This is a genomic window from Pseudomonas sp. NCHU5216 (assembly GCF_052156495.1).
Classification (GTDB): domain Bacteria; phylum Pseudomonadota; class Gammaproteobacteria; order Pseudomonadales; family Pseudomonadaceae; genus Aquipseudomonas.
Map to the genome: position 1 here is coordinate 196,669 of NZ_JBQLIX010000005.1, position 26,885 is coordinate 223,553.

At 65.0% G+C, this 26,885-nt stretch carries 28 protein-coding genes; 13 read left to right on the plus strand and 15 right to left on the minus strand.

Annotation, left to right across the window (positions count from 1 at the left end; translation table 11 throughout):
• Positions 1–74: 74 nt before the first annotated feature.
• From ACSVIK_RS06430 to ACSVIK_RS06440, 3 genes are all read right to left on the minus strand, one after another.
• Positions 75–1,673: a GMC family oxidoreductase N-terminal domain-containing protein gene (locus tag ACSVIK_RS06430; protein ID WP_442443527.1), complete on the minus strand. Its 1,599-nt coding sequence runs from the start codon at positions 1,671–1,673 to the stop codon at positions 75–77.
• Positions 1,674–1,941: 268 nt separating this feature from the next.
• Positions 1,942–2,487: a twin-arginine translocation pathway signal protein gene (locus ACSVIK_RS06435; protein WP_442443528.1), complete on the minus strand. Its 546-nt coding sequence runs from the start codon at positions 2,485–2,487 to the stop codon at positions 1,942–1,944.
• 42 nt (positions 2,488–2,529) lie between these two features.
• Positions 2,530–3,960: a coniferyl aldehyde dehydrogenase gene (locus ACSVIK_RS06440; RefSeq protein ID WP_442443529.1), complete on the minus strand. Its 1,431-nt coding sequence runs from the start codon at positions 3,958–3,960 to the stop codon at positions 2,530–2,532.
• Between the two features lie 201 nt (positions 3,961–4,161).
• On the opposite strand from ACSVIK_RS06440, the gene ACSVIK_RS06445 reads away from it, so the two are divergent.
• Positions 4,162–4,821: a TetR/AcrR family transcriptional regulator gene (locus ACSVIK_RS06445; RefSeq protein ID WP_442443530.1), complete on the plus strand. Its 660-nt coding sequence runs from the start codon at positions 4,162–4,164 to the stop codon at positions 4,819–4,821.
• A gap of 113 nt (positions 4,822–4,934) precedes the next feature.
• Here ACSVIK_RS06445 and ACSVIK_RS06450 read toward each other — a convergent pair whose 3' ends face one another.
• The 4 genes from ACSVIK_RS06450 to ACSVIK_RS06465 form a co-directional block, all read right to left on the minus strand.
• Positions 4,935–5,921, minus strand: coding sequence for a hydrolase (locus tag ACSVIK_RS06450; RefSeq protein WP_442443531.1), 987 nt, complete (start codon positions 5,919–5,921; stop codon positions 4,935–4,937).
• Between the two features lie 191 nt (positions 5,922–6,112).
• Complete coding sequence (gene rsmD / locus ACSVIK_RS06455) at positions 6,113–6,712, minus strand: 16S rRNA (guanine(966)-N(2))-methyltransferase RsmD (RefSeq protein WP_442443532.1); 600 nt, start codon at positions 6,710–6,712, stop codon at positions 6,113–6,115.
• Positions 6,712–8,172, minus strand: coding sequence for a M16 family metallopeptidase (locus ACSVIK_RS06460; RefSeq protein ID WP_442443533.1), 1,461 nt, complete (start codon positions 8,170–8,172; stop codon positions 6,712–6,714). Before ACSVIK_RS06460 ends, rsmD begins: the two co-directional genes overlap by 1 nt.
• Positions 8,162–9,535: a M16 family metallopeptidase gene (locus ACSVIK_RS06465; RefSeq protein WP_442443534.1), complete on the minus strand. Its 1,374-nt coding sequence runs from the start codon at positions 9,533–9,535 to the stop codon at positions 8,162–8,164. The genes ACSVIK_RS06460 and ACSVIK_RS06465 overlap by 11 nt, the downstream gene beginning before the upstream one ends.
• A 141-nt stretch (positions 9,536–9,676) precedes the next feature.
• Between ACSVIK_RS06465 and ftsY the strand changes: the two genes are divergently transcribed.
• From ftsY to ACSVIK_RS06490, 5 genes are all read left to right on the plus strand, one after another.
• Positions 9,677–11,011: a signal recognition particle-docking protein FtsY gene (ftsY, locus tag ACSVIK_RS06470; protein ID WP_442443535.1), complete on the plus strand. Its 1,335-nt coding sequence runs from the start codon at positions 9,677–9,679 to the stop codon at positions 11,009–11,011.
• The gene (gene ftsE, locus ACSVIK_RS06475) at positions 11,008–11,676 is read left to right on the plus strand and encodes a cell division ATP-binding protein FtsE (RefSeq protein WP_268179342.1); all 669 of its coding nucleotides are present in this window, start codon (positions 11,008–11,010) and stop codon (positions 11,674–11,676) included. Before ftsY ends, ftsE begins: the two co-directional genes overlap by 4 nt.
• Positions 11,676–12,692, plus strand: a complete 1,017-nt coding sequence (ftsX, locus tag ACSVIK_RS06480; protein WP_442443536.1) for a permease-like cell division protein FtsX — start codon at positions 11,676–11,678, stop codon at positions 12,690–12,692. Before ftsE ends, ftsX begins: the two co-directional genes overlap by 1 nt.
• A gap of 143 nt (positions 12,693–12,835) precedes the next feature.
• The gene (gene rpoH / locus ACSVIK_RS06485) at positions 12,836–13,690 is read left to right on the plus strand and encodes an RNA polymerase sigma factor RpoH (RefSeq protein WP_268179340.1); all 855 of its coding nucleotides are present in this window, start codon (positions 12,836–12,838) and stop codon (positions 13,688–13,690) included.
• A 62-nt stretch (positions 13,691–13,752) separates the two neighbouring features.
• Complete coding sequence (locus tag ACSVIK_RS06490) at positions 13,753–14,364, plus strand: hypothetical protein (RefSeq protein WP_442443537.1); 612 nt, start codon at positions 13,753–13,755, stop codon at positions 14,362–14,364.
• 79 nt (positions 14,365–14,443) lie between these two features.
• Here ACSVIK_RS06490 and mtgA read toward each other — a convergent pair whose 3' ends face one another.
• Positions 14,444–15,172, minus strand: a complete 729-nt coding sequence (gene mtgA, locus ACSVIK_RS06495) for a monofunctional biosynthetic peptidoglycan transglycosylase (protein WP_442443538.1) — start codon at positions 15,170–15,172, stop codon at positions 14,444–14,446.
• Between the two features lie 152 nt (positions 15,173–15,324).
• Here mtgA and ACSVIK_RS06500 point away from each other — a divergent pair, with 152 nt between their 5' ends.
• The 5 genes from ACSVIK_RS06500 (at position 15,325) to ACSVIK_RS06520 (ending at position 19,108) form a co-directional block, all read left to right on the plus strand.
• Complete coding sequence (locus ACSVIK_RS06500; RefSeq protein ID WP_442443539.1) at positions 15,325–15,696, plus strand: DUF423 domain-containing protein; 372 nt, start codon at positions 15,325–15,327, stop codon at positions 15,694–15,696.
• Between the two features lie 101 nt (positions 15,697–15,797).
• On the plus strand, positions 15,798–15,998 hold the full coding sequence (thiS, locus tag ACSVIK_RS06505; protein ID WP_442443540.1) for a sulfur carrier protein ThiS: 201 nt from the start codon (positions 15,798–15,800) through the stop codon (positions 15,996–15,998).
• A gap of 18 nt (positions 15,999–16,016) precedes the next feature.
• Positions 16,017–16,811 (plus strand): thiazole synthase, encoded by a 795-nt coding sequence (locus ACSVIK_RS06510; protein ID WP_268179335.1) that lies wholly within the window; start codon positions 16,017–16,019, stop codon positions 16,809–16,811.
• A 68-nt stretch (positions 16,812–16,879) separates the two neighbouring features.
• Positions 16,880–17,596: a tRNA (guanosine(46)-N7)-methyltransferase TrmB gene (trmB, locus tag ACSVIK_RS06515; RefSeq protein WP_442443541.1), complete on the plus strand. Its 717-nt coding sequence runs from the start codon at positions 16,880–16,882 to the stop codon at positions 17,594–17,596.
• A gap of 168 nt (positions 17,597–17,764) precedes the next feature.
• Positions 17,765–19,108, plus strand: coding sequence for a DUF1329 domain-containing protein (locus ACSVIK_RS06520; protein WP_442443542.1), 1,344 nt, complete (start codon positions 17,765–17,767; stop codon positions 19,106–19,108).
• Between the two features lie 7 nt (positions 19,109–19,115).
• Here the strand turns inward: ACSVIK_RS06520 and ACSVIK_RS06525 are convergent, their stop codons facing one another.
• A complete protein-coding gene (locus ACSVIK_RS06525; RefSeq protein ID WP_442443543.1) occupies positions 19,116–19,544 on the minus strand; it encodes an N-acetyltransferase in 429 nt (142 codons plus the stop codon).
• A gap of 30 nt (positions 19,545–19,574) precedes the next feature.
• Here ACSVIK_RS06525 and ACSVIK_RS06530 point away from each other — a divergent pair, with 30 nt between their 5' ends.
• Positions 19,575–20,123 (plus strand): AAA family ATPase, encoded by a 549-nt coding sequence (locus ACSVIK_RS06530; RefSeq protein WP_442443544.1) that lies wholly within the window; start codon positions 19,575–19,577, stop codon positions 20,121–20,123.
• Between the two features lie 6 nt (positions 20,124–20,129).
• On the opposite strand, the gene ACSVIK_RS06535 is transcribed toward ACSVIK_RS06530, so the two are convergent.
• The 6 genes from ACSVIK_RS06535 to metX all read right to left on the minus strand — a co-directional run bounded on the left by ACSVIK_RS06535 (position 20,130) and on the right by metX (position 24,536).
• On the minus strand, positions 20,130–20,453 hold the full coding sequence (locus ACSVIK_RS06535; RefSeq protein WP_442443545.1) for a DUF3392 domain-containing protein: 324 nt from the start codon (positions 20,451–20,453) through the stop codon (positions 20,130–20,132).
• Positions 20,454–20,551: 98 nt separating this feature from the next.
• Positions 20,552–21,754, minus strand: coding sequence for a radical SAM family heme chaperone HemW (gene hemW, locus ACSVIK_RS06540; protein WP_442443546.1), 1,203 nt, complete (start codon positions 21,752–21,754; stop codon positions 20,552–20,554).
• Complete coding sequence (gene rdgB, locus ACSVIK_RS06545; RefSeq protein WP_442443547.1) at positions 21,751–22,344, minus strand: RdgB/HAM1 family non-canonical purine NTP pyrophosphatase; 594 nt, start codon at positions 22,342–22,344, stop codon at positions 21,751–21,753. Before rdgB ends, hemW begins: the two co-directional genes overlap by 4 nt.
• Complete coding sequence (locus ACSVIK_RS06550) at positions 22,341–22,757, minus strand: DUF4426 domain-containing protein (protein WP_442443548.1); 417 nt, start codon at positions 22,755–22,757, stop codon at positions 22,341–22,343. Before ACSVIK_RS06550 ends, rdgB begins: the two co-directional genes overlap by 4 nt.
• A 16-nt stretch (positions 22,758–22,773) precedes the next feature.
• Positions 22,774–23,394: a methionine biosynthesis protein MetW gene (gene metW / locus ACSVIK_RS06555; protein WP_268184396.1), complete on the minus strand. Its 621-nt coding sequence runs from the start codon at positions 23,392–23,394 to the stop codon at positions 22,774–22,776.
• Between the two features lie 2 nt (positions 23,395–23,396).
• Positions 23,397–24,536 carry a homoserine O-succinyltransferase MetX gene (gene metX / locus ACSVIK_RS06560; protein WP_442443549.1) on the minus strand — a complete coding sequence of 380 codons (1,140 nt, stop codon included), beginning with the start codon at positions 24,534–24,536 and terminating at the stop codon, positions 23,397–23,399.
• Between the two features lie 221 nt (positions 24,537–24,757).
• On the opposite strand from metX, the gene ACSVIK_RS06565 reads away from it, so the two are divergent.
• Positions 24,758–26,845, plus strand: coding sequence for a type VI secretion system Vgr family protein (locus tag ACSVIK_RS06565; RefSeq protein ID WP_442443550.1), 2,088 nt, complete (start codon positions 24,758–24,760; stop codon positions 26,843–26,845).
• The last annotated feature ends 40 nt before the right edge of the window (positions 26,846–26,885 follow it).

Here is a 26,885-nt window from a genome sequence, read left to right on the forward strand (position 1 = left end):
GGATGGTAGCGCAGCGCATGCCAGCGGCCAAGCCGCGGCCTGCGCTGTGTTTTCCAGCGCCAGGTTAGTAGCGTCTAGCTCGGGCTTTTCAGCCGTTCACCCAGGAGTGTGGCGAGTTTGGCGGTGAGCCCATAGATCGACAGTTGCGGGTTGGCGCCGATGCTGGTGGGGAACAGCGAGCCGTCGTGGATCGACAGGTTGTCGAGCTGATGATGCCGGCCAAGGCTGTCGACCACCGCCTGCTGCGGGTCTTCGCCCATGGCGCAACCACCCATGACGTGGGCGCTGCCCAGGCGGGTGCGGTACAGCGCCAGGTCGAGGTCATTGATCATCTGCTTGGCCTTGCTCCAACTGTCGACGAAGCGCGCATCGGCATGGATCGGCAGCACCGCCTTGGCCCCGGCGGCGAACTGGATCTCGGCCATGGTCAGGAAGGCGCGGCGCACGCCGTCCCAGGTGTAGTCGGTCATCTGGTAGTCGAGCACCGGGCTGCCGTCGCCGCGCAGTTCCACGCGCCCTTCGGCACTATCGGGGTGGAAGCCGTCGCGCAGCAGGGCGAGCATCATGTTGGTGTGCGGCAGTTGCTCCATGCGCAGGGCGTTGTCCTCGCCGAAGCCGCCGAGCAGGGTGGCGGTCAGGGCCGGTTGCAGCGGCGGTACTTCCAGCTTGAAGGACAGGCGCCCGGTGGTGCCGTCGTCCCATTGGAAATGGTCGGAGTACAGCGACTGCGGCGCGCCGTAGAAGGGGTTGATCACCTGATCGAAATGCCCGGCGGAGAAGTTCACCAGATGCAGGTAGGTGCGCCGGCCCACGCGCTTGTGCGGGTCGGGCGCTTCCGAGCGCAGGAGGATGCCGGGCGTGTTGATGCCGCCGCCAGCCAGCACGTAATGCCGCGCCTTGACGCGAATGCGCTTGCCGTTGGGATCCACGCAGCGCTCGTCCATGCCCAGGCAGTCGAGGCCGACCACCTTGTCGCCTTCGATCACAAGCTTGTCGGCGCGTGCCAGGTAGAGCAGCTCACCGCCAGCATCGAGCGTGGCGGGGATGGTGGTGACCAGCATCGATTGCTTGGCGTTGGTCGGGCAGCCCATGCCGCAGTAACCGAGGTTCCAGCAGCCGCGCACGTTGCGCGGGATTACCGCCCAGTGATAACCGAGCTTGTCGCAGCCGGTGCGGATCACCTCGTTGTTGGCATTCGGAGGCACCGCCCAGGGGGCGACGCCGAGGCGTTGCTCCATCTTCTCGAACCAGGGCGCCATGGACTCGACGTCATGGCCCTTCACGCCAAAGGCCTCGGCCCAGTAAGCCAGGGTCTGCGGCGGGGTGCGGAAGCTGCTGGTCCAGTTGACCAGGGTGGTGCCGCCCACGGCCCGGCCCTGCAGGATGGTGATGGCGCCATCCTTGCTCATGCGGCCGATGCCTTCCTGATAGAGCGTCGGGTAGGCCTCGGCCTCCTGCATCTTGAAGTCGTCGCTGGTCTTGAGCGGGCCTTCCTCGATCAGCAGCACCTTGTAGCCGGCGGCGCTGAGGATTTCCGCCGTGGTGCCGCCACCGGCACCGCTGCCGACGATGGCGACATCGGCTTCCAGGGTCAGGTCGTTTTCCAGGCGCGAGCCGTCATGGGTCTTCCAACCCCTGGCCAGGCCTTGCTTGAACAGATCGGGTACAGGCATTTCAGGCTCTCTTCTTGTCATTCACAGCGAGCGAGACGGGGCGGGTAGGGTGCGCTGCGCGCACCGAGGCTCAACCCCGTTTTGTGGTATGCATGGCGCACCCTACCAGGCTGTTGAAAAACTACCTACGTGGCCATTGCTGCGTTAAAAACAGCCTCAAAATGCTCATTTACAACACGTAAACTGCGCTTTTTCGGCTGTTTTTGCCTTGCACTGACTGCCTCGCCTACGTTTTTCAACGGCCTGCTACGGGAGCCGCGACAGGTCTTCAGACGGTGGGCGGCCCCGGATAGCCGCAGTGCGCCCAGGCCTCGGGCCGGCTGTACCAGGCCATCATCACCAACTGCAGCAGTGAGGAATGGCCCATGCGCAGCAGGCTCAGGCTGCTGTTCTGCCAGCGCTGGAGAAAGTTGCGCACATCGGCTGCGCTGGCGTTTTCCCAACTGCCCCAGACGCCGGTCAGCGGGCCGCGGGTGACGGCCATGCTCTGCACGTCGAACAGCTGCATGGTGAGCCCGCGCATCTCCGGCGACAGATACGCCAGGCTGTGGTCGAGGCTCTTGATGGTGCCCTCGACGGTCTGTGGCATCTGCCCGGTGGGCACTGCGCCGTCCAGCATCACCGGGATCAGTGCACGCAGGAAGGGCATGTCGCTGCTACGCAGGATCAGGTAGCCGTTGGCCGGTGTGCTGGCCGAGCAGCCGCTGAGGCTGGCCGTCAGTCCGATGGTGCCGAGCATGGCCGTGCCCATCAGACCGATCTTGAGCAGGTTGCGCCGCGACAGGTGCGGCGGTTGTAGGGCGGTGTCGTGCATTGTTGTTATCACCTGGCAGAGCGGGCCGCTGGCCCGCGTGGATCAGCGTACGAACAATTTGTAGACCAGCTTCTGGATCGCCTTGCCGTAGGGCGGGTAGATCAGCTTGGCGGCGTTGAAACGCTGCTTGATGAACACCCCCTTGGCCTTGCTGAACGTCAGGAAGCCTTCATGGCCGTGGTAATGGCCCATGCCCGAGGGGCCGATGCCGCCGAACGGCATGTCGTCCTGGGCGACGTGCAGCAGGGTGTCGTTGAGGCACACGCCACCGGAGTGGGTCTCGTGCAGCACGCGCTGTTGTTCGCGCTTGTCGTACCCGAAGTAGTACAGGGCCAGCGGGCGCGGTCGGGCGTTGACGTAGGCGAAGGCGTCTTCCAGGCGGTCATAGGGCACCACGGGCAGCAGCGGGCCGAAGATTTCGTCCTGCATCACCTTCATCTCGTCGTTCACGTTCAGCAGCAGGCTCTGCGGCAGACGCCGGCCCTGGCTCTGCGGGAACAGCGGGACGATGCGCGCGCCCTTGGCCTCGGCATCCTGCAGGTAGCCATTGAGGCGGGCCAACTGGCGCTCGTTGATGATGGCCGTGTAATCCGGGTTGTCCGCCAGCGTCGGGTAGAAGCGCTGCACCACGCCGCGGTAGGCGTCGACGAAGCCGTCGACACGATCCCTTGGCACCAGCACATAGTCGGGCGCCACGCAGGTTTGCCCAGCATTTAGGCTCTTGCCGAAGGCGATGCGCTCGGCAGCGTCGGCCAGCGGGACATCGGCGGAAACGATGGCCGGCGACTTGCCGCCCAGCTCCAGGGTCACCGGGGTGAGGTTTTCGGCGGCGGCGCGCATCACATGTTTGCCGATGCTGGTGGCGCCGGTGAACAGCAGGTGATCGAAGGGCAGCTTGGAGAAGGCCATGCCCACTTCCGCCTCGCCCAGTGCGACGCTGACCAGATCCTCGGGGAAGATGCGCGCCAGCAGTTGCTTGAGCAGCAGCGAGGTGACCGGCGTGGATTCGCTCATCTTGATCATCACCCGGTTGCCGGCGGCCAGGGCGCCGGTCAATGGGCCGATAGCCAGGAACAGCGGGTAGTTCCACGGCACGATGATGCCGACCACGCCCAGCGGCTGGTAGACCACCTTGGCGGCAGCGGGCATGAACTGCAGGCCGACGCTGCGCCGCGAAGGCTTCATCCATTTGCGCAGGCGCTTGGTCGCATAGTGGATGCCGTGCAGGCTGGGCATCAGTTCGGCGAGGCGGGTTTCGTCGGCCGAGCGATTGCTGAAGTCCTCGGAGATCGCTGCCACCAGGGCCTCCTGCTGCTCGGTCAGCAGTTCGCGCAGGGAACTCAGCCACTGGATGCGCTGCTCGGCCGATGGCATCGGGTTGGCGGCGAACGCCGAGCGCTGCAGGGCGAAGGTGTCGTCTAGCTGATCGATCTGCTGTTGGCTGTGCTGCAGGTAGGCGATGTTGCTGGCCATGGCGTTGCTCCGGAACGTTCCAGTCTGTGGGGTACTGGATGTTTAGAGTAATTGCTCTATTCTGTCAAATAGGATGCCGCGCGCCCGACTTCCCTGCACCCTAACCAAAGGACAGCGCGTGGCCCTGGCGAGCCGGCGAGGTAACACTTCACCTGTTTCTGCCTGTACCTTTGTCATTTTGCAGTCGAGAACGAGCCGAGCATGGCGCCGCCAAAGACCCGTGACCGCATCGTTGCCGCGAGCCTGAGCCTGTTCAACAGCCAGGGCGAGCGCAACGTGACGACCAACCATATCGCCGCCCACCTGGGCATTTCGCCGGGCAACCTGTACTACCACTTCCGCAACAAGCAGGTGATCATCGCCGAGCTGTTCGCCCAGTACGAAGCGCAGGTCGACAGCTTTCTGCGCCCACCCGAGGGGCGTGCGTTGACCGTGGACGACAAGACCTTCTATCTCGAGGCGCTGCTGGCCGCGATGTGGCACTACCGCTTCCTGCATCGCGATCTGGAGCACCTGCTCGATTCCGACGCCGAGCTGGCCGAGCGCTACCGTGCCTTCGCCGGACGTTGCCTGGTGGGGGCGCAGGCCATCTATCAGGGCTTCGTCGACGCCGAGATCCTGTTGATGAGCACGGCGCAGATCGAGGCGCTGACGCTCAACGCTTGGATCATCATGACTTCCTGGGTGCGCTTTCTCTGCACCGCCGGGGCCAACCCGGACAACCTCAGCCAGGACATGCTGCGCCGTGGCATCTATCAGGTGCTGGCGCTGGAGGGCGGCTATATCGCCCCGGCCGCGCGTGAGGCGGTGGAGGCCCTGTATGAGCGCCTGCACGTACCTCTGGAGCAGGTGCTGGGCTGATTGGTGTCGTCCCGGATTTCATCCGGGCTACAACACCGAGGTAGAGCCGTAGCCCGGATGCAATCCGGGGCATTGCTTGTATAGAACCCTGGATTTTATCCAGGCTACGCAGCTCAGGTGTTCAGCGCGGCCAGCCATTGCGGAATGCGCCGCTCCAGGTAATAGACCGGATGACGCGGGCTGCCCTCGACGAAGCCGACGTGGCCGCCCTTGGCGTGCAGCTCGAACTCGGTGCCAGGCGCCAGCTCGCTGGCTTCCGGCAGGCTGTGGCGGAAGATGAAGGGGTCGTCCTCGGCCTGGATGATCAGCGTGCGCGTGCGGATGTCGCCCAGGTAGAAGCGGCTGGAGGCGCGCCGGTAATAGTCGTGGGCATTGCTGAAACCATGCAGCGGTGCGGTGATGCGCCCATCGAAGTCCCAGAAGGTGCGCATGCCGTCCAGCGGGCCGAGGCGCTCCAGCACCGACAGGTGTTCGCCACGGCCCTGCTCGCTGAACAGGCGCTGCTTGTTGTTCACGTAGGCCACCAGCTCGCGCATGAAATGCGCCTGGTACACCCGTGAGAAGCCCAGGCCGATGCGGTCGGCGCACTGATCCAGACGGAAGGGCACCGAGACCGCCACGGCGCCTTGCAGCGGGCATTGCGCTCCGCTTTCGCCGAGGTACTTGAGCAGCACGTTGCCACCCAGGGAATAGCCCACGGCGTACAGCGGCGCCATCGGTCGCTGCGCGCGCAAGTGCGCCACCACCGAGGCCAGATCCTCGCTGACGCCCGAGTGATAGCCGCGCGGCAGCAGGTTGGGCTCACCGGAACAGCCGCGCCAGTTCAGCGCCACGCTGGCCCAGCCGCCTGCGGCCAGAGCCTGCTGCAGGCCGAGCACGTAAAGCGAGCTGGAGCTGCCGGTCAGGCCATGCAACACCAGCACCAGCGGTGCATGAGCGTCGTGCGGGCCATGCCAGTCAAGGTCGAGAAAGTCGCCATCGTCCAGCCACAGCCGTTCGCGCTGCCGTTCCAGTTGCGGTGGCTTGCGGCAGAAGGGGTTCCACAGCGTCTGCAGATGCGGGCCGGGGAGCCACCAGGCGGGGCGAAAGTCAGTGTTCATGCTGCGGTCGATCATCGGTATTAGACGTAGCCCGGATGCAATCCGGGAATGGTGGCCCTGGATTTCATCCAGGCTACGGAGGCAGTGGGAGCGGTTCCGTAGGGTGGATCGGGGCGCGTAGATGACGCTTCACCCATCCACCGAGCGTGTCACCATGGTGGATGTAAAAGGCGACATCCACCCTACGCACTTCATCCACGCTGCCACAGCGCGTAATGCACCTGGCCGGTGTGCTTCTCGCGATGCAGGCGCCAGTTGCCGGGCAGGCTGAGGGTCGAGGGCGCAGTTTCGCTTTCGGTATAGATCCAGGCGTCATCGGCCAGCCAGCCCTGCGTTTCCAGCAGGTTGCAGGCGCCTTGCAGCAGATCTTTGTGGAAGGGCGGGTCGAGCAGGACGATATCGAAGTGCCGGGGTGCCGGGCGCGCCAGCAGTTGCAGGGCATCGCCCAACTGGATCTCGCCAGCGCTGCATTGCAGCGCTGCCAGATGCCCGCGCAAGGCTGTCACCGAGGCTGGGTTGAGGTCGCAGGCCAGGCCACTGGCGGCGCCGCGTGACAGGGCTTCGAGCAGCAGCGCGCCACTGCCGGCGAAGGGGTCGAGTACATGAGCACCCTCGACATAGGGCGCCAGCCAGTTGAACAGGGTTTCGCGCACGCGATCTGGCGTCGGGCGCAGGCCTGGGCCGTCGGGGAAGGCGAAGCGCCGTGAGCGCCACTGGCCGCCGATGATGCGCAACTGGCCCTGGCCGCCATGGGCCTTGGCGGCCGGTTTCTGCGGGGTACGGCCACGCATCAGTGCGGCACCGTGCTGGGGCGCTCGGCCGGGCGCTCGGTGGGCGGCGGCAGTTCTTTCTGTGGCACGGTCGGGCCAGCGGTCACTACTACCATTGCATTCGGGTCGAGGTGCTTGGCCATCGCCGCCTTGACCTGCTCGGTGGTCAGGCTCTGCACCTGGCGCATGAAGTCGTCCAGGTAGCTCAGCGGCAGGTCGTAGAAGCCCATGGAGGCCAGTTGCCCGACGATGTCGGCATTGCTCGCGGTGGACAGCGGGAAGCTGCCAGCCAGTTCGCGCTTGGCGTCGTCCAGTTCCTGCTGGGTGGGGCCGTCACGCAGGTAATCGGCGAGCAGCTTGTTGACCAGCGCCAGGGTGCCTTGGCTGAGTTCGGCGCGGGTCTGCAGGTTGATCATGAACGGGCCGCGTGCCTGCATGGCGCTGAAGCCGGAGTACACGCCATAGGTCAGGCCGCGCTTCTCGCGCACTTCACTCATCAAGCGGGTGCCGAAGCCGCCGCCGCCGAAGATCTGGTTGCCCAGGTACAGCGCGGCGTAGTCCGGGTCGCGACGGTCGATGCCGAGCTGGGCGAGCATCAGGTGGGTCTGATTGGACGGGTACTCGATATGGCTGGTACCGGGTTTGGGCGTTTGCGGCTGGGGGATCTTCGCCAGTGCCGGGCCTGACGGCAGGGCAGCGGAAACCTGGCTGGCGATGGTCTCGGCCTCGCTGCGCGAGAGGTCGCCGACCAGGGCGATCACCGTGTTGCCGGCGGCATAGGCGCGGGCATGGAAGGCCTGCAGTTGCTGGCGGGTGATGCCTGGGATCGACTGCGGCGTGCCATCGCTGGGGTGAGCGTAGGGGTGCTGGCCGTACAGGCGCTCGAACAGCTCCAGGCTGGCCAGCTTACCGGGGTTCTGCTTCTGGTACTCGAAGCCGGCGAGCAACTGGTTCTTGATCCGCACCAGCGAGTCGGCGGGGAAGGTGGGCTTGCCCAGCACCTCGCTGAACAGCGCCAGGGCGTGCGTGCGTTGTTCCGGCGCGCTCAGGCTGCGCAGGCTGGCCACGGCCATGTCGCGGTAGGCGCCGTTGCCGAACTCGGCCCCGAGGCCCTCGAAGCCGGCGGCGATGGCGCCGACATCCTTGCCCGGCACGCCTTCATTGAGCATGGCGTTGGTCAGGGTGGCCAGGCCCGGTACGCCGTCATCATGGCTGCTGCCGGCGGCGAAGGTCAGGCGCAGGTCGAACATCGGCAGCTCATGCGCTTCGACGAACAATACCTTGGCGCCCTCGGCGGTGTGCCAGCTCTGGATGTCCAGGGTGCGGCGGGTCGGCGCCTGGTCATCGAGCGCGGCCAGCGACTGCAGTTTGCCGCCATCGCCGCTCGGGGCATGGCTGGAGAAGGTGCTGCAGGCGCCCAGCGCCAGAGCGGCGGACAGGGCCAGGCCGAGCAGGCCCAGGCGGCGGTGCTCAGTCTTCATGACGGGACTCCTCATGGCGGGACTCTTCGGGTAGTACCTGGGCGACGCTGAGGCGGTCGCGAACGAAGAAGGTGCGGGCGGCCTGCTGGATGTCGGCCGGGGTCACGGCGCTCAGCTCGGCCAGTTCCTGGTCGATCAGTTGCCAGGACAGGCCAACGGTTTCCAGTTGGCCGATGCTGGTGGCCTGGCTGCTGATCGAGTCGCGCTCGTAAACCAGGCCGGCGATGACCTGGGCGCGTACCCGGGCCAGTTCGGCGCTGGATGGCGGCGTCTTCTTCAGCGCTTCCAGTTCGCGCCACAGACCGGCTTCGACCTGTTCCAGGGTCTTGCCCTTCTGCACGTTGGGGGTGGCGCTGAGCACGAACAGGCTGTCGCCACGGGTGAAGGCGTTGTACCAGGCGCTGGCACCGGAAACGAGTTCTTCGCCTCGTTCCAGGCGGGTGGGTAGGCGTGCGCTGTAACCGCCATCGAGCAGGGCGGCGGCCAGGCGCAGCGCATAGACCTGGCGTGGCGTTGCCGCAGTGGCCAGGCCTGGCACGTTGAAGCCCATCAGCAGGCTCGGCAGTTGGGTCTTGAGGTGCAGGGTGATGCGTCGCTCACCGGCGTTCTGCAACTCCAGCGGCAGCTTGGCGACGGGCACCTCACGGCGCTCGATGGCGCCGAAATAGCGCTGGGCCAGGGTCTTGACCTCATCGGCGCTGACATCGCCGACCACCACCAGGGTGGCGTTGTTCGGCGCATACCACTTCTGATACCAGGCGCGCAGTTCATCGATGTGCATGCGCTCGAGATCGGCCATCCAGCCGATGGTGGGAATGCTGTAGCCGCTGGCCGGGTAGGCCATGGCCTTGAAGCGCTCGAAGGCCTTGGCCGAGGGGCGGTCGTCGGTGCGCAGGCGGCGCTCCTCCTTGATTACCTCGATTTCCTTGGCGAACTCGGCTGCGGGCAGTTGCAGGCTGGCCAGGCGGTCGGCCTCCAGCTCCAGGGCCACCGGCAGGCGGTCGCGAGCCAGCACCTGGTAGTAGGCGGTGTAGTCGTCGCTGGTGAAGGCGTTCTCTTCGGCGCCCAGCTTGCGCAACACCTCGGAGGCTTCGCCCGGGCCAAGCTTGGCGCTGCCCTTGAACATCATGTGCTCCAGGGCATGGGACAGGCCGGTGGAACCGGGCGTCTCGTAGCTGGAGCCGACCTTGTACCAGATCTGCGAGACCACCACGGGGGCGCGGTGATCCTCGCGGACGATGACCTTGAGGCCATTGTCCAGGGTGAATTCGTGGGTGGGTTGGGCGGTGGCGGCGAAGGTTGTCAGCGGAGCGCAGAGCAAGCTGAACAGCAAGCCGAGCGAGCGGCGGGCAATGGCATTCATCGAGAGTCTGACCTGTCGGATAGCCTGGGCGGTCGTACCGCCGGCGGGCGAAGAGGTGCTAGGATACCCCATCCTTTTCCGGGGCGGCGCGGCAAGGCGTTGCAGCCTGTTGGCGACCGCTCCCCTGAGATGCAGCGACCCATGTTTGGTTCCAAAGACGACAAGAAGTCGCCGGCCGAGGCTGGCGCGCAAACCCCGCCTGTGACCGAAGAAAAGAAATCCCTGTTCAGTTGGTGGCGCAAGAAGCCGGCTGAGGGTGCGGCCGAGCCGGCCCAGCCCACGCCGGCGCCTGCGTCAGCCGAGCAGCCTGAGCCTGCTCAGGCGCCTGCCGCGGCCTCTACGCCCGAGCCGCTGCCGACAGCCGAGGCGCAAACCAGCGAGGTTACGCCCGCGCCAGCCGAGCAGCCGGCGCCGCGCCTGGCCGAGGCCGCGCCCGCTGAGCCTGTGATTGCCGAGGCGCCGCCAGCGGCTCCCGAGCCCGTCATCGAGGCCGTACCGGCGTCCGCTCCGCCAGCGCCCGTCGCCACGCCGGCCACCCAGGAAAAACCGAGTTTCTTCGCCCGCCTCAAGCAGGGCCTGTCCAAGACCAGCGCTAGCCTTGGCGAGGGCATGGCCAGCCTGTTCCTCGGCAAGAAGGCCATCGACGACGACCTGCTCGACGACCTGGAAACCCGCCTGCTCACCGCCGATGTCGGCGTCGAGGCGACCACCACCATAATCGGCAACCTGACCAAGCGCGTGGCGCGCAAGGAACTGGCCGACAGCGGCGCGCTGTACAAGGCGCTGCAGGAAGAGCTGGTGACCCTGCTCAAGCCGGTGGAACAGCCGTTGGTGATCGACAGCGCCAAGCAGCCCTATGTGATCCTCGTCGTCGGCGTGAATGGCGTGGGCAAGACCACCACCATCGGCAAGCTGGCCAAGAAGCTGCAGCTCGAAGGCAAGAAGGTCATGCTCGCCGCTGGCGACACCTTCCGCGCTGCTGCCGTGGAGCAACTGCAGGTCTGGGGCGAGCGCAACAATATTGCGGTGATCGCTCAGCACACCGGCGCCGACTCGGCCTCGGTGATCTTCGATGCGGTGCAGGCCGCCAAGTCCCGTGGCGTCGACGTGCTGATCGCCGACACCGCCGGGCGCCTGCACACCAAGGACAACCTGATGGAAGAGCTGAGGAAGGTGCGCCGGGTGATCGGCAAGCTGGACGAGACGGCGCCGCACGAAGTGCTGCTGGTGCTCGACGCCGGCACCGGGCAGAACGCCATCAGCCAGGCCAAGCAGTTCAACCAGACGGTGAACCTCAGCGGCCTGGCGCTGACCAAGCTCGATGGCACCGCCAAGGGCGGCGTCATCTTCGCCTTGGCCAAGCAGTTCGGCTTGCCGATTCGCTACATCGGCGTGGGCGAGGGTATCGATGACCTGCGGCCGTTCCAGGCGCAGGCCTTCGTTCAGGCACTCTTCGAGGAGCGCGAGCGGGCATGATCCGATTCGAGCAGGTCGCCAAGCGTTACCCCAATGGCCATGTCGGGCTGCACGAACTGACCTTCCGCGTTCGCCCCGGCGAGTTCCTCTTCGTCACCGGCCACTCCGGCGCCGGCAAGAGCACCCTGCTGCGCCTGCTGCTGGCCATGGAACGCCCCACCAGCGGCAAGCTGCTGCTGGCCGGGCAGGATCTGTCCACCATCACCAACGCGCAGATTCCCTTCCTGCGCCGGCAGATCGGCGTGGTGTTCCAGAACCACCAATTGCTGTTCGATCGCACGGTCTATGACAACGTCGCCCTGCCGCTGCAGATTCTCGGCCTGTCCAAGCCGGAGATCGCCAAGCGCGTTGGCGCCGCACTGGAACGGGTCAGCCTCAGCGACAAGGCCGAGCAGGCGCCTGGTGACCTCTCCACCGGCCAGCAACAGCGTGTCGGCATCGCCCGTGCCATCGTCCATCGCCCGGCCCTGCTGCTGGCGGACGAACCCACCGGCAACCTCGACCCGCGCCTGGCGGCCGAGATCATGGGGGTGTTCGAGGACATCAACCAGCTCGGCACCACGGTGCTGATCGCCAGCCATGACCTGGCGCTGATCGCGCGCATGCGCCAGCGCATGCTCACCCTGCAACGCGGTCGCCTGATCGGTGACGGGGAGGCGGCCTGATGAGCGCCTCGAAGATGCCCAAGCCACAACCGGCCGAGCGGGTCGGCGCGGCGCCGCGCAACAAGGTGGTGGATCGCCCGGCCGACGAGCCGGATTTTCGCACCCTGCTCAATGCCTGGCTGGAAAGCCACCGCGCCAGCCTGGTGGACAGCCTGCGCCGGCTGGCGCGCCAGCCCATCGGCAGCTTCTTCACCTGCTGGGTGATGGCCGTGGCGCTGAGCCTGCCCATGGGCCTGTCGCTGCTGCTGGACAACGTCGAGAAGCTCGGCGGCTCCTGGCAGCGTGCGGCACAGATTTCCCTGTTCCTCGACATGTCCGCCAGCGAGCGTGAGGGCCAGGCACTACGCGAACAGGTCGCGGCGATGGACGACGTCGCCGATGCCGAGTGGATCAGCCGCGAGCAGGCGCTGGAAGAGTTCCAGCAGCTCTCCGGCCTGGGCCAGGCGCTCAAGGAGTTGCCGGAAAACCCGCTGCCCGGCGTGGTGCTGGTAACGCCCAAGGAAGTGGACAAGGCCAAGCTCGAAGCCCTGCGCCAGCGTCTGGCGGAACTGCCCAAGGTGGAGCAGGCACAGCTCGATCTGGTCTGGGTCGAGCGCCTGACCGCCATCCTCAAGCTGGGCGATCGCTTCGTCTTCGGCCTCAGCGTGCTGCTGGTGCTGGCCCTGCTGCTGGTGATCGGCAACACCATCCGCCTGCATATCGAGAACCGCCGCGCCGAGATCGAAGTGATCAAGCTGGTGGGCGGCACCGATGGTTACGTGCGCCGGCCCTTCCTCTATATGGGCGCGCTGTATGGCCTTGGCGCCGGATTGTTCGCCTGGCTGCTGCTGGCCTTCGGGCTGGATTGGCTGAACGATGCTGTAGTACGTTTGTCTGGTCTTTACGGTAGCGATTTCGCCCTGGGTGGCGTACCTTCGTCCGACGGTTTTTCCCTGCTGCTCGGCGCCGTGTTGTTGGGCTATATTGGCGCCTGGCTGGCGGTCGCTCGGCACTTGAACGAGCTGGCGCCGCGTTGAGGCGCCAGCCGGCAAGGCTGAACGCAAGCTGACAAGTCATTGTTTTGGTTGATATTGACTATCTGAGCAGGAACTTATCCACAGGCTCTGCATCAGATAGCGCAGTGCTACACTGCACGAGTTTCGTGAATCGGAGGATTCCAATGTCCACTTCCTTGCAACCTGTTCATGCTCTGGTTCCAGGCGCCAACCTGGAGGCTTACGTGCATGCGGTCAACAGCATTCCGCTGCTGACGCCCGAGCAGGAGCGTGAGTTGGCCGAGAGTCTCTATTACAAGCAGGATCTCGAGGCTGCCCGGCAGATGGTGCTGGCCCACCTGCGTTTCGTGGTGCATATCGCCCGCAGCTACTCCGGCTATGGTCTGGCCCAGGCTGACCTGATCCAGGAGGGCAACGTCGGCCTGATGAAGGCGGTCAAGCGCTTCAACCCGGAAATGGGCGTGCGCCTGGTGTCCTTTGCCGTGCACTGGATCCGCGCGGAAATCCACGAGTTCATCCTGAAGAACTGGCGCATCGTCAAGGTGGCCACCACCAAGGCCCAGCGCAAGCTGTTCTTCAACCTGCGCAGCCAGAAGAAGCGTCTGGCCTGGCTGAACAACGACGAGGTCGAGGCCGTGGCCGAGAGCCTGGGCGTCGAGCCGCATGAAGTACGCGAGATGGAAAGCCGCCTGACCGGCCAGGACATGGCCTTCGACCCAGCCAACGATGCCGACGACGACAGCGCCTTCCAGTCGCCCGCGCAGTATCTGGAAGACCACCGCTACGACCCGGCCCGCCAGCTCGAGGACGCCGACTGGAGCGACAGCTCCAGCAGCAACCTGCACGAGGCGCTGGAAAGCCTGGACGAGCGCAGCCGCGACATTCTCTACCAGCGCTGGCTGGCCGAGGAGAAGGCGACGCTGCACGACCTGGCTGCCAAGTACAATGTTTCGGCCGAGCGTATCCGCCAGCTCGAGAAGAACGCCATGAACAAGCTCAAAGGCTGTATCGCCGCCTGAGCCTGTCGAGCCAATGAGAAGCCGCACTCAGGTGCGGCTTTTTTCTGTCTGGAGCAATTGCCATGAACAAGCCGCCCCTGAAAGCGCAGCACTGGCTGCTGTTCATCGTCGTGGCCGTGGCGTTCTTCGCCTGGGGCCTCTGGTTGACACGCAGTGGCGAGGTGCAGCCGCTGGCCAGCCTGCAACAATGGCGCGATGCCCTGCTGCAACCTCTGGCGGATGACGAGCTGGCGCTACGCGACGTGCAGGCACTGGCGTCGGGTGAGCTATGGCTGCAGCCGCGACTGGATGGCGCGCGCCTGCTCTATCGCGCCCAGCTTCAAGACGAGGAGGGCGACTGGTCGCTGCAGGCCGAGGTGGCCTTGAGTGGCAAGCAACGTGACAGCCTCATGGCCGCGCAGGGGCTGCAAGCCGGTGATGCCGAGGTGGAACTGAGTGAATCACTGCTCGGGCAGATGGCCGATTTTGCCATCGCCGAGGTCAATCTCGACGCACCGCCCTCCCTGCCCAGCGAACGCCTGGCAGCCAGCCTCGGGCAGCCGCGCCTGACCCTGGAGCTGGCCGAGGGGCAGGCCTGGGTCTATCCGCAATGGGGGCTGACCGTGCACCTGCGCGAGGGTGACGTGGAATTGCTGCATGCCGTGCCTAAACGGGTATTCGCGCCACGCTCGTAGGTCGCTGTGGGGGCTTTTGGTGCGCACAGCGCACCCTACATCGATAGCCCGTAGGGTGCGCTGCGCGCACCGGCTGAAGTTATAGCCACTTCGACCACCAGTCGGGGTGCTGCGGCTCGAGCTGATCGAGGTAGTGGCTACCGCCCAGTTGCCGCATCTGCTGGCGAATCCAGGCCGCACGACGGAGGATATAGCCATCGGGGTGCCCGGCGCTCCAGCGCAATGGGTTGGGCAGTACGGCAGCCAGTTGGCTGGCCTGCCGGGTGTTGAGATAGGGCGCGCCGACGCCGAAATGATAACGCGCGGCTGCCTCTGCACCGAAAACGCCGTCGCCCCATTCGACGCTGTTGAGGTAGACCTCGAGGATGCGCTCCTTCGACCAGAGCAGCTCGATCAGCGCGGTGAACCAGGCTTCCAGGCCCTTGCGCAGCCAACTGCGGCCAGACCAGAGGAACAGATTCTTTGCCACTTGCTGGCTGAGGGTGCTGGCGCCGCGTAGCGAGCCGCCGTTCTGGTTGTGCACCAGCGCGGCCTGGATGGCGCCGATGTCGAAGCCCCAGTGCTCGGCGAACTTTTGATCCTCGCCAGCGATCACGGCCATCTTCAGATCGTCTGGCAGTTCGTTCCACGGGCGCCATTGGCGTTTCAGCTCCAGGCTCTGGCCGTCGCCCCAGGCTTCGAGCTTGCGCTCGACCATCAGCGCTGTTCCGGGTGGCGGCACCCAGCGCAGCACGAGCACCAGCAGGGCGCTGGCCAGCATCAGCCAGAGCAGCAGTTTGATTAGGCGGCGGGTCAGGGAACGAAGCATGGCGGCTATTAAAACAGAACGTCAGCACGAACGCGGATGGCAGAAGCGAATTTCTTCGCGCTCACAGGGTGTGCTGTGACAACGCGGCTCATCTGCCTTGCCGTGCCAGGGGTTACACTGCGCGGCATTGTCGTTCATTCATGGGAGGTTGCATGGCCCGTCTCTGGTTGCTGTTATCCGCCTTCGTCGGCTTTACCGGCGTCGCCCTCGGGGCCTTTGCCGCCCATGGTCTGAAGCATCGGTTGAGCGCCGATTACCTGGCGGTCTTCCAGACCGGCACCCATTACCAACTGATCCACGCCCTGGCGCTGTTCGGCGTCGGCCTGTTGGCATTGCATGCGCCGGGGCGCCTGGTCAATCTGGCCGGCGGCGCCTTCACCATCGGTATTCTGTTGTTCTCCGGCAGTCTCTACCTGCTGACCCTGAGCGGTATCGGCAAGCTGGGCATCATCACCCCCTTCGGTGGCGTGGCCTTTCTCGTTGGCTGGCTGTGCCTGGGGCTGGCCGCCTGGAGACTGGCGTAAGCGGGCCTTGTAGCCGGTGACCGTTGACGTCTTTTGACCTTGGTCGTGGCCCGCTCTCGGGCTAGAATGCCGCCCCTCTCCACAGTTGTGAGCCAGCCGCCATGCACATTCGCTTGAATGGTGAAGCCTTCGAGCTGCCCGACAACCAGAGCGTCGCCGACCTGCTGCAGCGCCTCGATCTGGTCGGGCGCCGGGTGGCGGTCGAGCTCAATCTGGACATCGTTCCACGCAGCCAGCATGCCAGCACCCTGCTCGCCGAAGGCGATCAGGTGGAAGTGGTGCATGCCATCGGCGGCGGTTGACCTCACGAGGAGTTTTCCATGAGCCCAGTTCGCAACGACAAGCCTTTTACCCTGGCTGGCCGTACCTATCAGTCGCGCCTGCTGGTGGGTACCGGCAAGTACAAGGATATGGACGAAACCCGTGATGCCATCGCCGCTTCCGGCGCCGAGATCGTCACCGTGGCCGTGCGCCGTACCAATATCGGCCAGAACCCCGGCGAGCCGAACCTGCTCGACGTGATCAGCCCCGAGCAGTACACCATCCTGCCCAACACCGCCGGCTGCTATGACGCGGTCGAGGCCGTGCGCACCTGCCGCCTGGCCCGCGAGCTGCTCGACGGTCACAAGTTGGTCAAGCTGGAAGTGCTGGCCGACCAGAAGACCCTGTTCCCCAACGTCATCGAGACCATCAAGGCCGCCGAGATTCTGGTCAAGGACGGTTTCGACGTGATGGTGTACACCAGCGACGACCCGATCATCGCCCGCCAACTGGCCGAGATCGGCTGCATCGCGGTGATGCCGCTGGCCGGCCTGATCGGCTCGGGCCTGGGCATCTGCAACCCCTACAACCTGCGCATCATCCTCGAAGAGGCCAAGGTGCCGGTGCTGGTGGACGCCGGCGTGGGCACCGCTTCCGATGCCACCATCGCCATGGAATTGGGCTGCGAAGCGGTGCTGCTCAACAGCGCCATCGCCCACGCGCAGGATCCGATCCTCATGGCCCGTGCCATGAAGCACGCAGTGGAGGCCGGGCGCCTGGCCTACCTGGCCGGGCGTATGCCGAAGAAACTCTATGCCAGTGCTTCCTCCCCCTTGGATGGCCTGATCAAGTAAGAATGACGATTTGCTACGGGCCGCTTCGCCGGCCCGTCATGTCGCAAAGCAATCTACAAGAGCCCAGCATGACCGACACGCAACAGCCCGAACTGACCGAAGACGGTCGCCAGCGCCGTACCATCAAAAGCTTCGTGATGCGCGCCGGGCGCATGACCGAAGGCCAGCAGCGCGGCCTCGACAAAGGCTGGCCGCTGTTCGGCCTGGAACTGGAAGACGGCCTGCGCGACTTCGATCAGGTGTTCGGCCGCAGTGCGCCGCGCACCTTCGAGATCGGTTTCGGCATGGGCCATTCCACCCTGGAAATGGCCGCCGCCGCGCCGGAGCAGGATTTCATCGGCGTCGAGGTGCACAAGCCGGGTGTCGGCGCGCTGCTCAACGGCGTGATGGCGCAGAGCCTGAGCAATGTGCGCGTCTATAGCTGCGATGCCCTGGAAGTGCTGCGTGACTGCGTGGCCGATGCCAGCCTCGACCGCGTGCTGCTGTTCTTCCCCGATCCCTGGCACAAGGCGCGTCACCACAAGCGCCGTATCGTCCAGCCGGCCTTCGCCGAGCTGGTGCGCAGCAAGCTGAAGATCGGTGGCGTGCTGCACATGGCCACCGACTGGGAGAACTACGCCGAGCACATGCTCGAGGTGATGAACGCCGCGCCGGGCTACCGCAACCTGTCCGCCGACGGCACCTATGTGCCGCGCCCCGAGGAGCGCCCGGTGACCAAGTTCGAGCGCCGTGGCGAGCGCCTTGGTCACGGTGTCTGGGATCTCAAGTTTCAGCGCCAGGCATGACGACTGCCTGTTGTAGGTATCAGTAGCAGAACCGGCAGGATGCACCATCAGATCGGGCCCACCCGACAGCCAGGACGGCACCTCACCGCACACAACAATAAAGCCCGCTTTCGAGAGCGGTCATACGGCAGCCGCGCGAGCATTTTTCGGCGCGGCGAGGAGAGCATTGTGTTGAGATCGGTTTCCATTGTGTTGCTGAGCGCCTTGGCGCTACAGGCTCAGGCCAAGGTCGATGCGGCGCAGGCCGAGCGTCTGGGCCGCGACCTGACGCCGCTGGGTGGGGAAATGGCCGGCAACGCCGCCGGCAGCATCCCGGCCTGGAGTGGCGGTGTGAGCACGCCGCCGGCCGGCTATCAGGTGGGCATGCACCACCCGGATCCCTTTGCCGCTGACAAACCCTTGTACCGGGTCGACAGCCAGAACCTGGCGCAGTACGAGGCGCTTTTGCCGCCTGGCATGCACAGCCTGCTGCAGCAGAACCCCGGTTTCTACCTGCGGGTGTTCCCCACCCGGCGCAGCGCGGCCGCACCGCAGCGGATCTACGACGCCACCCGCTTCAATGCGCTGAATGCCGAGCTGATTTCCGGCGGCAATGGCGTGCAGGGCGTGGCCTCCGGGATTCCCTTCCCCCTGCCGCAGAACGGTCAGGAGGCGATCTGGAACCACATCATGCGTTACCGTGGCGAGCAGATCAGCATGATCACCAACCAGGCGGCGGTGCTGGCCAACGGCAGTTACAACCTGCTCAAGCTGGAGCGCGATGTCTATTTCCTCTACGGGCGCGAGGGCGTCACCCCCAAGGATCTGGACAACACCCTGTTCTACTACAAGTACCGGGTAGCGGCACCAGCCAAGCTGGCCGGCTCGGCCCTGGTGGTACAGGAAACCCTCGATCAGGTACTGGCCATCCGCAAGGCCTGGCGCTTCAACCGTGGCGAGCGGCGTGTGCGCCGTCTGCCGATGCTGGCCTATGACAGCCTGCAACCGGACACCAACGGCATGGCCACTGCCGACCAGGTGGATGCCTACAACGGCGCGCCGGATCGCTACGAATGGCAACTGCTGGGCAAGCGCGAAATGCTCATGCCTTACAACAGCTATGCGGTGCACCAGCAGGGCATTGCCTATGGCGACATCCTGCAGAGCAAGCACGTCAATCCCGAGCTGCTGCGTTACGAGCTGCACCGTGTCTGGGTGGTCGAGGCGACGTTGCGCAAGGGCTTCAGCCACCCCTACGGCAAGCGTCGTTTCTACCTGGACGAGGATAGCTGGCAGATCCTCGCCGTCGATCTGTACGACAAGAGTGGCGCGCTGATCGGCCTGCAGGAGGCGCATCCGATCAGCTACTACGAGGTGCCGATGTTCGGCTCGACGCTGGAGACCCTCTACGACCTCAAGGGCGGTCGCTACTTCGTCGATGGCCTGGACAACAACGAGCCGATGTACGACTTCAACGCCAAGCTGACGCCACGCGATTTCACCCCGCAGGCGCTGCGCCGCGCGGGTAACTGAGTCTGCATCATGGGCCTGGCCAGCGCATCGTCAGTTGCGCCTGGCCGGTGTGCGGGTCAGGCCCTTCATCGATCACTCGGAAGCCGCCTGCCTGGTAGAAGTTCACGGCTCGGGCGTTGGCCCGGTAGACGTCGAGCTCCAGGGTTGCGCGGCATTGCTTGGCGGCATCGAGCAGGGCTCGACCCAGGCCGCGCCCCTGCGCAGCGGGGCTGATGAACAGCGCTGCCAGGCGTTGCTCGTGCAATGAGAGAAAGCCGAGAATCTGCCCCTCGACATCCAGTACCAGGGTTTCGGCGTTGGGCAGGTAGTGCTCGCGCATGGCGGGTAACTGCTCTTGCCAGAAGGCCGGCGGAACGAAGTCGTGGGCCTGGATCGAGGCGGCCAGCCAGAGGTCGAGAACGGCGTCACTGTCGCTTGGCTGGAAAGTGCGAATCATGATGAAGTCCTGTTCAGGGGAGGGAAGTCCATGGCGGTCAGGTTACATATCTTCGGCGCATCCGGCGCTGGCACCACCACCCTGGCGCGCACGCTCGCCGAGCACTGCGGCTGGCTGCACCTGGACACCGACGCTTTCTACTGGCTGCCCAGTGAGCCGCCTTATCTGCACAAGCGTCCGCCCGAAGAGCGCGTCGCCTTGATCCGCGAACAGGCTGCGCAGGCTTGCTCCTGGGTGCTCAGCGGCTCGCTGTGCAGTTGGGGCGAGGCCTTGATTCCGTCGTTCAGCCATGCGCTGTTCCTGCGCCTGGACGATGCCGAGCGCATGCAGCGTCTGCGGCAGCGTGAGGTGCAGCGTTACGGTCAGCGCATTCAGCCTGGGGGCGACATGCATGAGCAGAGCCTGGCCTTTCTCGACTGGGCTGCCGGCTACGAGCAGGGCGACCTGCAGACCCGCAGCCTGCGCATGCATGAGGCCTGGATCGCCCAGCGCTTGAGCTGCCCGCTGCTGCGCCTGGACTCCACCCAGGAGACGCCCGAGCGCTTGGCCGAGCGCGTGCTGGACTGGCTGCAGGGTTGAGGCCTGCTAATTGCGGTCAGCCAGAATGCCGATCACTGCGAAAATCAGGATCAGCACCGGCGCCAGGGTGTAGTTATTGAACTGCGCCAGGCCCTTGGCCAGCCATGGCGTGAGAAAGACCATGGCCAGGCCGTAGCCCACTGCGCAGAACACCACGAACAGTAGGGTGCGAAACACGAAGTTGAGGTTGCCTATGGTGCGTTGCACCCAGGCGTTGATGGCCGGGCCGAACAGCACCAGCAAGGTGGCCATGATGGCCAGGGAGATGTCGCCGAGGTGGCTGCGGCTCCAGCGCGAAAGGGTGACGATCAGGTCCAGTAGCAGATCCATTCAGGCTCCTTGGAGGGTATGACGGTCGCGCGATTGCATCGGCAGCCGCGCAAGCGAAGCGCCTAAGCCTACCGGATTGGCGTTGCGCTGTGGGTGAACTAGGCCAGGAACAACTGCAGCAGGTCGTTTAGAAACAACTGCCCCTTGTCCGTCGCCACCAGTCGTGAGCTGTCGGCTTGCAGCAGCCCCAGGCGCTCGCCTTCGCGCCGTGCTTTATCGAGCTGCGCCAGCGGCAGGCCGGTACGCTGGGTGAACAGCTCGATCGGCACGCCATCGCTCAGGCGCAGCACGTTCATCAGGAACTCGAAGGGAAGCTCGTCGGCCTCGAGCAGGCGCTCGCCAGCCTGGAAGGCCTTGGCCGGATCGAGGTAGTCCTTGGGCAGGCGGGTTTTCCAGGTGCGCTGGATGCGTCCGTCCGTTGCACTCAGCTTGGCGTGGGCGCCGGCGCCGATGCCGAGAAAGTCGCCGAAGGTCCAATAATTGAGATTGTGGCGGGCCTGCTTGCCGGGGCGGGCATAGGCCGACACTTCGTACTGCGCGTAGCCTTCGGCGGCCAGCAGCGCCTGGCCGCCTTCCTGGATGTCCCACAGCAGATCGTCCTCGGGCAGCACGGGCGGCTGGCTCCAGAACACCGTGTTCGGCTCCATGGTCAACTGATACCAGGACAGGTGCGTCGGGCCCTGGCTGATGGCGGTGCGCAGGTCGAACAGGGCGTCCTCGATGCTCTGCTCGGGCAGGCCGTGCATCAGGTCGAGGTTGAAATTGTCGAAGCCGGCAGCGCGGGCCATGTCTGCGGCGCGGATGGCCTCGTCACCGTCGTGGATGCGCCCCAGCGCCTTGAGCTTGGCCTGCTGGAAACTCTGCACGCCGATGGACAAGCGATTGATGCCCAGACTGCGATAGCCCTTGAACTTGACTTGCTCGAAGGTGCCGGGGTTGGCTTCCAGGGTGATCTCGATGTCGTCCGCGAAGGCGATACGCCGCTCGATACCTTCCAGCAAACGACCCAGTGCGCGATCGGAGAACAGGCTCGGCGTGCCACCGCCGAAGAAGATCGAGGTCAGTGGCCGGCCATGCACGTGCTGCAGGTCGCTATCGAGATCGGCGAGCAGCGCGTCGACGTATTCCTCTTCCGGCAGCGTCGGCCCTGCAGCATGGGAGTTGAAGTCGCAATAGGGGCACTTGCGCACGCACCAGGGGATATGAATGTAGGCCGCCAGAGGCGGCAGCTCGAAGCGGCAAGCCGCAAGCGGCAAGCCGCTTTCACTTGAAGCTTGAGGCTTGTCGCTTGTCGCTTTCATAGCCCTAGGCGCTGCTTGAGCAGGGCCATGGCGCGGGCGCGGTGGCTGAGGCGGTTCTTCTGCTCGGCGGGCAGTTCGGCGCTGGAGCACTGGGTTTCCGGCACCCAGAACAGTGGGTCGTAGCCGAAACCGTGCTCGCCACGCGCTTCGTGCAGGATGCTGCCGTGCCACAGGCCTTCGCAGAGGATCGGCAGCGGGTCGTCGGCATGCCGCACCAGGGCCAGGGCGCAGACGAACTGGGCGCCGCGCTCGGCGTCCGGCACATCCTTCAGGGCGACGAGCAGCTTGGCGTTGTTCGCCGCGTCGCCCTGGCCATCGGCATAGCGCGCCGAGTAGATGCCCGGCGCACCGCCGAGGGCGTCCACCGCCAGGCCGGAGTCGTCGGCCAGTGCCGGCAGGCCGGAGATACGGGCGGCGTTGCGCGCCTTGAGGATGGCGTTCTCGACGAAGGACAGGCCGGTTTCTTCCGGTTCGATCTGGCTGAATTCGCCAATCGAGCGCACGCGCACAGCGTCGCCGAGCATGGCCTGCAGTTCCTTGAGTTTGCCGGCGTTGTGGCTGGCCAGTACCAGTTCGGTGAAGGGCATCATTCGTCCGGGAACATCTCTTGGTTGAAGGTGATGCGGTGCGACTCGTCGCCCTGGCGCACGTTCAGGGTGAAGCTCAGCACTTCGCGGTTCTTGAAGGGAAACTGCGCCAGGTAATAGATGGCGTCACCCTCGGTGACCTGGCGGAAGCTCAGCGCGGTGTTCTTGCCCAGCAGATCCTTCATCTCCCCTGTGACCACGGCAGTGCTGGGTTTGCCGGCCTTGAGCACGGCGACGTTGACCACGCCCTGGGTCTTGCTGCGCACCAGGCCGGTCGCGCTGGCGATATCCGGCTGGATGAAGCTGGAGTTGAACACGCTGTAGTGCACGTCCAGGTCGCCGAAGCTCTGCTTGCGCTCGGCGGCGGCCGGCAGGGCCAGGCACAGGGCGATGAGGAAGGGGATGATGCGACGCATGATGGGCTCCTCGTTGTCAGACCGCGACGGGGTGGCCGGCCAGGCCTGCCGCACTGATGCGGTAGATGCCGATCTCGCCCAGCAGGTTGGGCCAGATACGGCTGGCAATGCCGTGGCGGTGGTCGCGATCCACCGCCAGGCGTTCTTCCACGCGGGCACCCTGCGCATGGCACAGGCGCTCGAAATCCTCGAAGGTGCAGAAGTGGATGTTCGGAGTGTTGTACCAGGTGTAGGGCAAAAAGTCCGACACCGGCATGCGACCTTTTGTCGTCAGGTACCAGCGGCAGCGCCAGTGGCCGAAGTTGGGGAAGGTGATGATGCAGGTCTTGCCGACGCGTAGCATCTCGGCCAGCACTTTGTCCGGGTAGTGCAGCGCTTGCAGCGACTGGGTCATGACCACCACGTCGAAGCTGTCACTGGCGAAGTTGCCGAGGCCCAGGTCGAGGTTCTGCTCGATGACGTTGACGCCGCGCTCGATGCACAGGGCAATCTTGTCCGGGTCAATCTCCAGGCCGTAGCCAGAGACCTGTTTATTGTCGCGCAGCCAGGCCAGCAGCTCGCCGTCGCCGCAGCCCAGGTCGAGCACACGGCTGCCCGGGGCGATCCATTCCTGGATGATGTCCAGATCCGCTCGCATGCTTACACCTCGATCCGTTTCATATAGCTGCCGAAGGCCTGCAGATAGCGCGGGATCGGCATGAGGAAGGCATCGTGGCCCTGCGGTGCGTCGATCTCCAGGTAGCAGACATTCTTCTTCGCCGCCGTCAGCGCATCGACGATCTCCCGCGAGCGGGCGGGGGAGAAGCGCCAGTCGGTGGTGAAGGACATCAGGCAGAAATCTGCCTTGGCCACGGCCAGGGTCTTGGCCAGGTCACCGTCGTTGGAGGCGGCCGGGTCGAAGTAGTCCAGCGCCTTGGTCATCAGCAGGTAGGTGTTGGCGTCGAAGCGCCCGGAGAACTCCTCGCCCTGGTAGCGCAGGTAGCTTTCCACCTGGAACTCGACGCTGTGGAAGTCGTAGTTGAGCTTCTCGCTCTTCAGGCCGCGGCCGAATTTCTCGCCCATGGCGTCATCGGACAGGTAGGTAATATGCCCGACCATGCGCGCCAGCATCAGGCCGCGCTTGGGGATCACGCCCTGCTCCTGGAAGTGCCCACCATGGAATTCCGGATCGGTGAGAATGGCCTGGCGCGCCACCTCGTTGAAGGCGATGTTCTGTGCCGACAGCTTGGGCGCTGTGGCGATGGCCAGGCAGTGACGCACGCGCTCGGGGTAGCTGATGGTCCACTGCAGGGCCTGCATGCCACCCAGGCTGCCGCCGATCACCGCCGCCCACTGGGCAATGCCGAGCTGATCGGCCAGGCGCGCCTGGCTGTGCACCCAGTCTTCCACCGTCATCACCGGAAAATCCGCGCCATACGGCTTGCCGGTGGCCGGGTTGGCGCTGCCGGGGCCAGTCGAGCCATTGCAGCCGCCGAGGTTGTTGAGGCTGACGACGAAGAATCTGCTGGTGTCGATGGGCTTGCCAGGGCCGATGCAGCTATCCCACCAGCCGGGCTTGCGATCATCCGGGCTGTGGTAGCCGGCGGCGTGGTGATGGCCGGACAGGGCATGGCAGATCAGCACGGCATTGGAGCGCTTGGCGTTGAGCTCTCCATAGGTCTCGACGACCAGTTCGTACTCGCCCAGGCTGCGCCCGCAGGCCAGTGCCAGCGGCTCGGTGAACTTGAATACCTGGGGGCTGACCAGGCCGACGGAATCTTCGGGAAAGGCAGTGGGCATGGGAGCGTGGCTAACGAATCGGGGGAGGGCGCCAGTCTAAAGAGCACCGCCCCCAGCGGCAAGTTCGCAGACCATGCCCGCCCGAACGCTGCTCACGCCGGCTATCGCGGCACGGCGCCTATTACGTGAACGAGGTCATGCTATCGCCCCGCCAGCATTGAACCTTCATCCAGTGTCCGGCACTCTCCGACCTTGCCCAACTCATGGATGGAGAACACAGCATGCTGGATGCCAACCAGGCGCATATCACCCTGACCATTCCCGCCGTCGACAGCGACCTGCAAGTGCTGTCCTTCACTGGCCGGGAAATGCTCAACAAGCCCTACCGCTTCGAGATCGACCTGGTCAGCCCGCGTGCCGACCTCGACCTCCATCAACTGATCAACCAGCCCGCCTACCTGGCCTTCGGCCCCAGCGGCAAGGGCGTGCACGGCATCATCTATGGCGTCGAGCAGGGCGACTCCGGCAAGCGCCTGACCCGCTACCACATCGACCTGCGCCCGACCCTGGCCTACCTCGGCCACAGCTTCGACCAGCGCATCTTCCAGCACATGACCGCGCCGCAGATCATCGCCGCCGTGCTCGAAGAACACGGCCTGCTCGAAGGCACCGACTACCGCATGCAGTTCGGCCCCTACGTCTACCCCGAACGCATCTACTGCACCCAGTACGACGAAAACGACCTGTATTTCATCCAGCGTTTGTGTGAAGAGGAAGGCATCAGCTTCCATTTCCAGCACAGCGAGGACGGCCACGTCCTGGTGTTCGGCGACGACGCCACCGTCTTCCCCCGGCTCGATCCGCTCAACTACCAGCAGGACAGCGGCCTGGCCGCCAGCCACGAAGTGGTGCGCGCCTTCGGCGTGCGCCTGGAAACTCGCACCACCCAGGTCACCTGGCGTGACTACGACTTCGAGCAACCCAAGCTGCAGATGGAGGCCGGCTACAGCAGCGAATTCTTCCCTGCCCTGGAAATGTACGACTATCCCGGCCGCTTCACCGACCGTACTCGCGGCAAGCACCTGGCCAAGCGCAGCCTGGAACGCCTGCGCAGCGACTACGAACTGGCCGAAGGCAAGAGCGACGCCTACCTGTGCTGCGGCCACTTCCTCGCCCTGACCGGCCACCCCCGCCAGCAATGGAACGACCTCTGGCTGCTCACCGAAGTGATCCACGAAGGCAAGCAACCACAGGTGCTGGAAGAGTCGGTGCTTGATCTCCCCTCTCCCATTTATGGGAGAGGGGCCGGGGGAGACGACTACAGGGATGTAGGAGGTAGAGCGACGCAGGATGCCAAAGCCGAGGGTAAAAACGCTGACGGCTTCCAGCAGGGCTACCGCAATCGCTTCACCGCCACGCCCTGGGACATCCCCTTTCGCCCGGCACTGGAACACCCCAAACCCAAGGTACTGGGCAGCCAGACTGCCGTGGTCACCGGGCCTGCCGGCGAAGAAATTCATTGCGACCAATATGGCCGAGTGAAGGTGCAGTTCTTCTGGGATCGCGACGGCCAGGGCAACGACAAGACCAGTTGCTGGCTGCGCGTGGCCTCCAACTGGGCGGGCAAGGCCTACGGCGGCGTGGCCATCCCTCGCGTCGGCATGGAAGTGCTGGTCACCTTCCTTGAAGGCGACCCCGATCAGCCGCTGGTCACGGGTTGCCTGTACCACGCCGAACACGTCGTGCCCTACGACCTGCCGGCGAACAAGACCCGCAGCGTGTTCAAGACCCTGAGCAGCCCAGGCGGCGGTGGCTACAACGAATTTCGCATCGAAGACCGCAAAGGCGCCGAACAGATCTACATCCACGCCCAGCGTGACTGGGACGAGAACATCGAACACGACCAGAAGATCCGCGTCGGCAACGAGCGCCACGACACCGTCGAGGCCAAAACCTACACCGAATTCAAGGCCGAAGAACATCGCACCACCGACCTCGACCGCAAGGTGGAAGTATGCGCCAACGACCACCTCACCGTCGCCACCACCCAGCACAACAAGATCGGTACCGGCCTGTTTATCGAGGCTGGCAACGAACTGCACTATAACGCTGGTAGCAAGATCGTCATCGACGCTGGTATGGAACTGACTGCAGCCGGTGGCGGCAGCTTCGTCAAACTCGACCCCAGCGGCGTAACCATCAGCGGCGCGACCATCAAGATGAACACGGGCGGGGCGCCGGGCAGTGGCTCGGGGTTGAAGATACTGGCGCCGGTGATTCCGTGGGCGGCGGATCAGGATAAGGCGGGGCGCTTAACAATGCCAATTGCGCCTAAGGAAAGTCTGAAGAAGACTTCCCGTTTCTGGTGAAATAGGCCAATCCCGTTGCCCGAGTTTCTCAATGAAGCAG

Bases quoted from the DNA above. Each gene is read 5' to 3' on its own strand.
- ftsY (WP_442443535.1), top strand. From the start codon at position 9,677: ATGTTTGGTTCCAAAGACGACAAGAAGTCGCCGGCCGAGGCTGGCGCG.
- ACSVIK_RS06510 (WP_268179335.1), top strand. From the start codon at position 16,017: ATGAGCCCAGTTCGCAACGACAAGCCTTTTACCCTGGCTGGCCGTACC.
- ACSVIK_RS06530 (WP_442443544.1), top strand. From the start codon at position 19,575: ATGGCGGTCAGGTTACATATCTTCGGCGCATCCGGCGCTGGCACCACC.
- ACSVIK_RS06430 (WP_442443527.1), bottom strand. From the start codon at position 1,673: ATGCCTGTACCCGATCTGTTCAAGCAAGGCCTGGCCAGGGGTTGGAAG.
- ACSVIK_RS06535 (WP_442443545.1), bottom strand. From the start codon at position 20,453: ATGGATCTGCTACTGGACCTGATCGTCACCCTTTCGCGCTGGAGCCGC.
- rsmD (WP_442443532.1), bottom strand. From the start codon at position 6,712: ATGCGTGGCCGTACCCCGCAGAAACCGGCCGCCAAGGCCCATGGCGGC.
- ACSVIK_RS06440 (WP_442443529.1), bottom strand. From the start codon at position 3,960: ATGGCCAGCAACATCGCCTACCTGCAGCACAGCCAACAGCAGATCGAT.
- metX (WP_442443549.1), bottom strand. From the start codon at position 24,536: ATGCCCACTGCCTTTCCCGAAGATTCCGTCGGCCTGGTCAGCCCCCAG.
- ftsX (WP_442443536.1), top strand. From the start codon at position 11,676: ATGAGCGCCTCGAAGATGCCCAAGCCACAACCGGCCGAGCGGGTCGGC.
- rpoH (WP_268179340.1), top strand. From the start codon at position 12,836: ATGTCCACTTCCTTGCAACCTGTTCATGCTCTGGTTCCAGGCGCCAAC.
- ACSVIK_RS06465 (WP_442443534.1), bottom strand. From the start codon at position 9,535: ATGAATGCCATTGCCCGCCGCTCGCTCGGCTTGCTGTTCAGCTTGCTC.
- thiS (WP_442443540.1), top strand. From the start codon at position 15,798: ATGCACATTCGCTTGAATGGTGAAGCCTTCGAGCTGCCCGACAACCAG.
- ACSVIK_RS06525 (WP_442443543.1), bottom strand. From the start codon at position 19,544: ATGATTCGCACTTTCCAGCCAAGCGACAGTGACGCCGTTCTCGACCTC.
- ftsE (WP_268179342.1), top strand. From the start codon at position 11,008: ATGATCCGATTCGAGCAGGTCGCCAAGCGTTACCCCAATGGCCATGTC.
- ACSVIK_RS06445 (WP_442443530.1), top strand. From the start codon at position 4,162: ATGGCGCCGCCAAAGACCCGTGACCGCATCGTTGCCGCGAGCCTGAGC.
- ACSVIK_RS06550 (WP_442443548.1), bottom strand. From the start codon at position 22,757: ATGCGTCGCATCATCCCCTTCCTCATCGCCCTGTGCCTGGCCCTGCCG.
- mtgA (WP_442443538.1), bottom strand. From the start codon at position 15,172: ATGCTTCGTTCCCTGACCCGCCGCCTAATCAAACTGCTGCTCTGGCTG.
- hemW (WP_442443546.1), bottom strand. From the start codon at position 21,754: ATGAAAGCGACAAGCGACAAGCCTCAAGCTTCAAGTGAAAGCGGCTTG.
- ACSVIK_RS06500 (WP_442443539.1), top strand. From the start codon at position 15,325: ATGGCCCGTCTCTGGTTGCTGTTATCCGCCTTCGTCGGCTTTACCGGC.
- ACSVIK_RS06450 (WP_442443531.1), bottom strand. From the start codon at position 5,921: ATGAACACTGACTTTCGCCCCGCCTGGTGGCTCCCCGGCCCGCATCTG.
- ACSVIK_RS06435 (WP_442443528.1), bottom strand. From the start codon at position 2,487: ATGCACGACACCGCCCTACAACCGCCGCACCTGTCGCGGCGCAACCTG.
- ACSVIK_RS06565 (WP_442443550.1), top strand. From the start codon at position 24,758: ATGCTGGATGCCAACCAGGCGCATATCACCCTGACCATTCCCGCCGTC.
- metW (WP_268184396.1), bottom strand. From the start codon at position 23,394: ATGCGAGCGGATCTGGACATCATCCAGGAATGGATCGCCCCGGGCAGC.
- rdgB (WP_442443547.1), bottom strand. From the start codon at position 22,344: ATGATGCCCTTCACCGAACTGGTACTGGCCAGCCACAACGCCGGCAAA.
- ACSVIK_RS06460 (WP_442443533.1), bottom strand. From the start codon at position 8,172: ATGAAGACTGAGCACCGCCGCCTGGGCCTGCTCGGCCTGGCCCTGTCC.
- ACSVIK_RS06490 (WP_442443537.1), top strand. From the start codon at position 13,753: ATGAACAAGCCGCCCCTGAAAGCGCAGCACTGGCTGCTGTTCATCGTC.
- trmB (WP_442443541.1), top strand. From the start codon at position 16,880: ATGACCGACACGCAACAGCCCGAACTGACCGAAGACGGTCGCCAGCGC.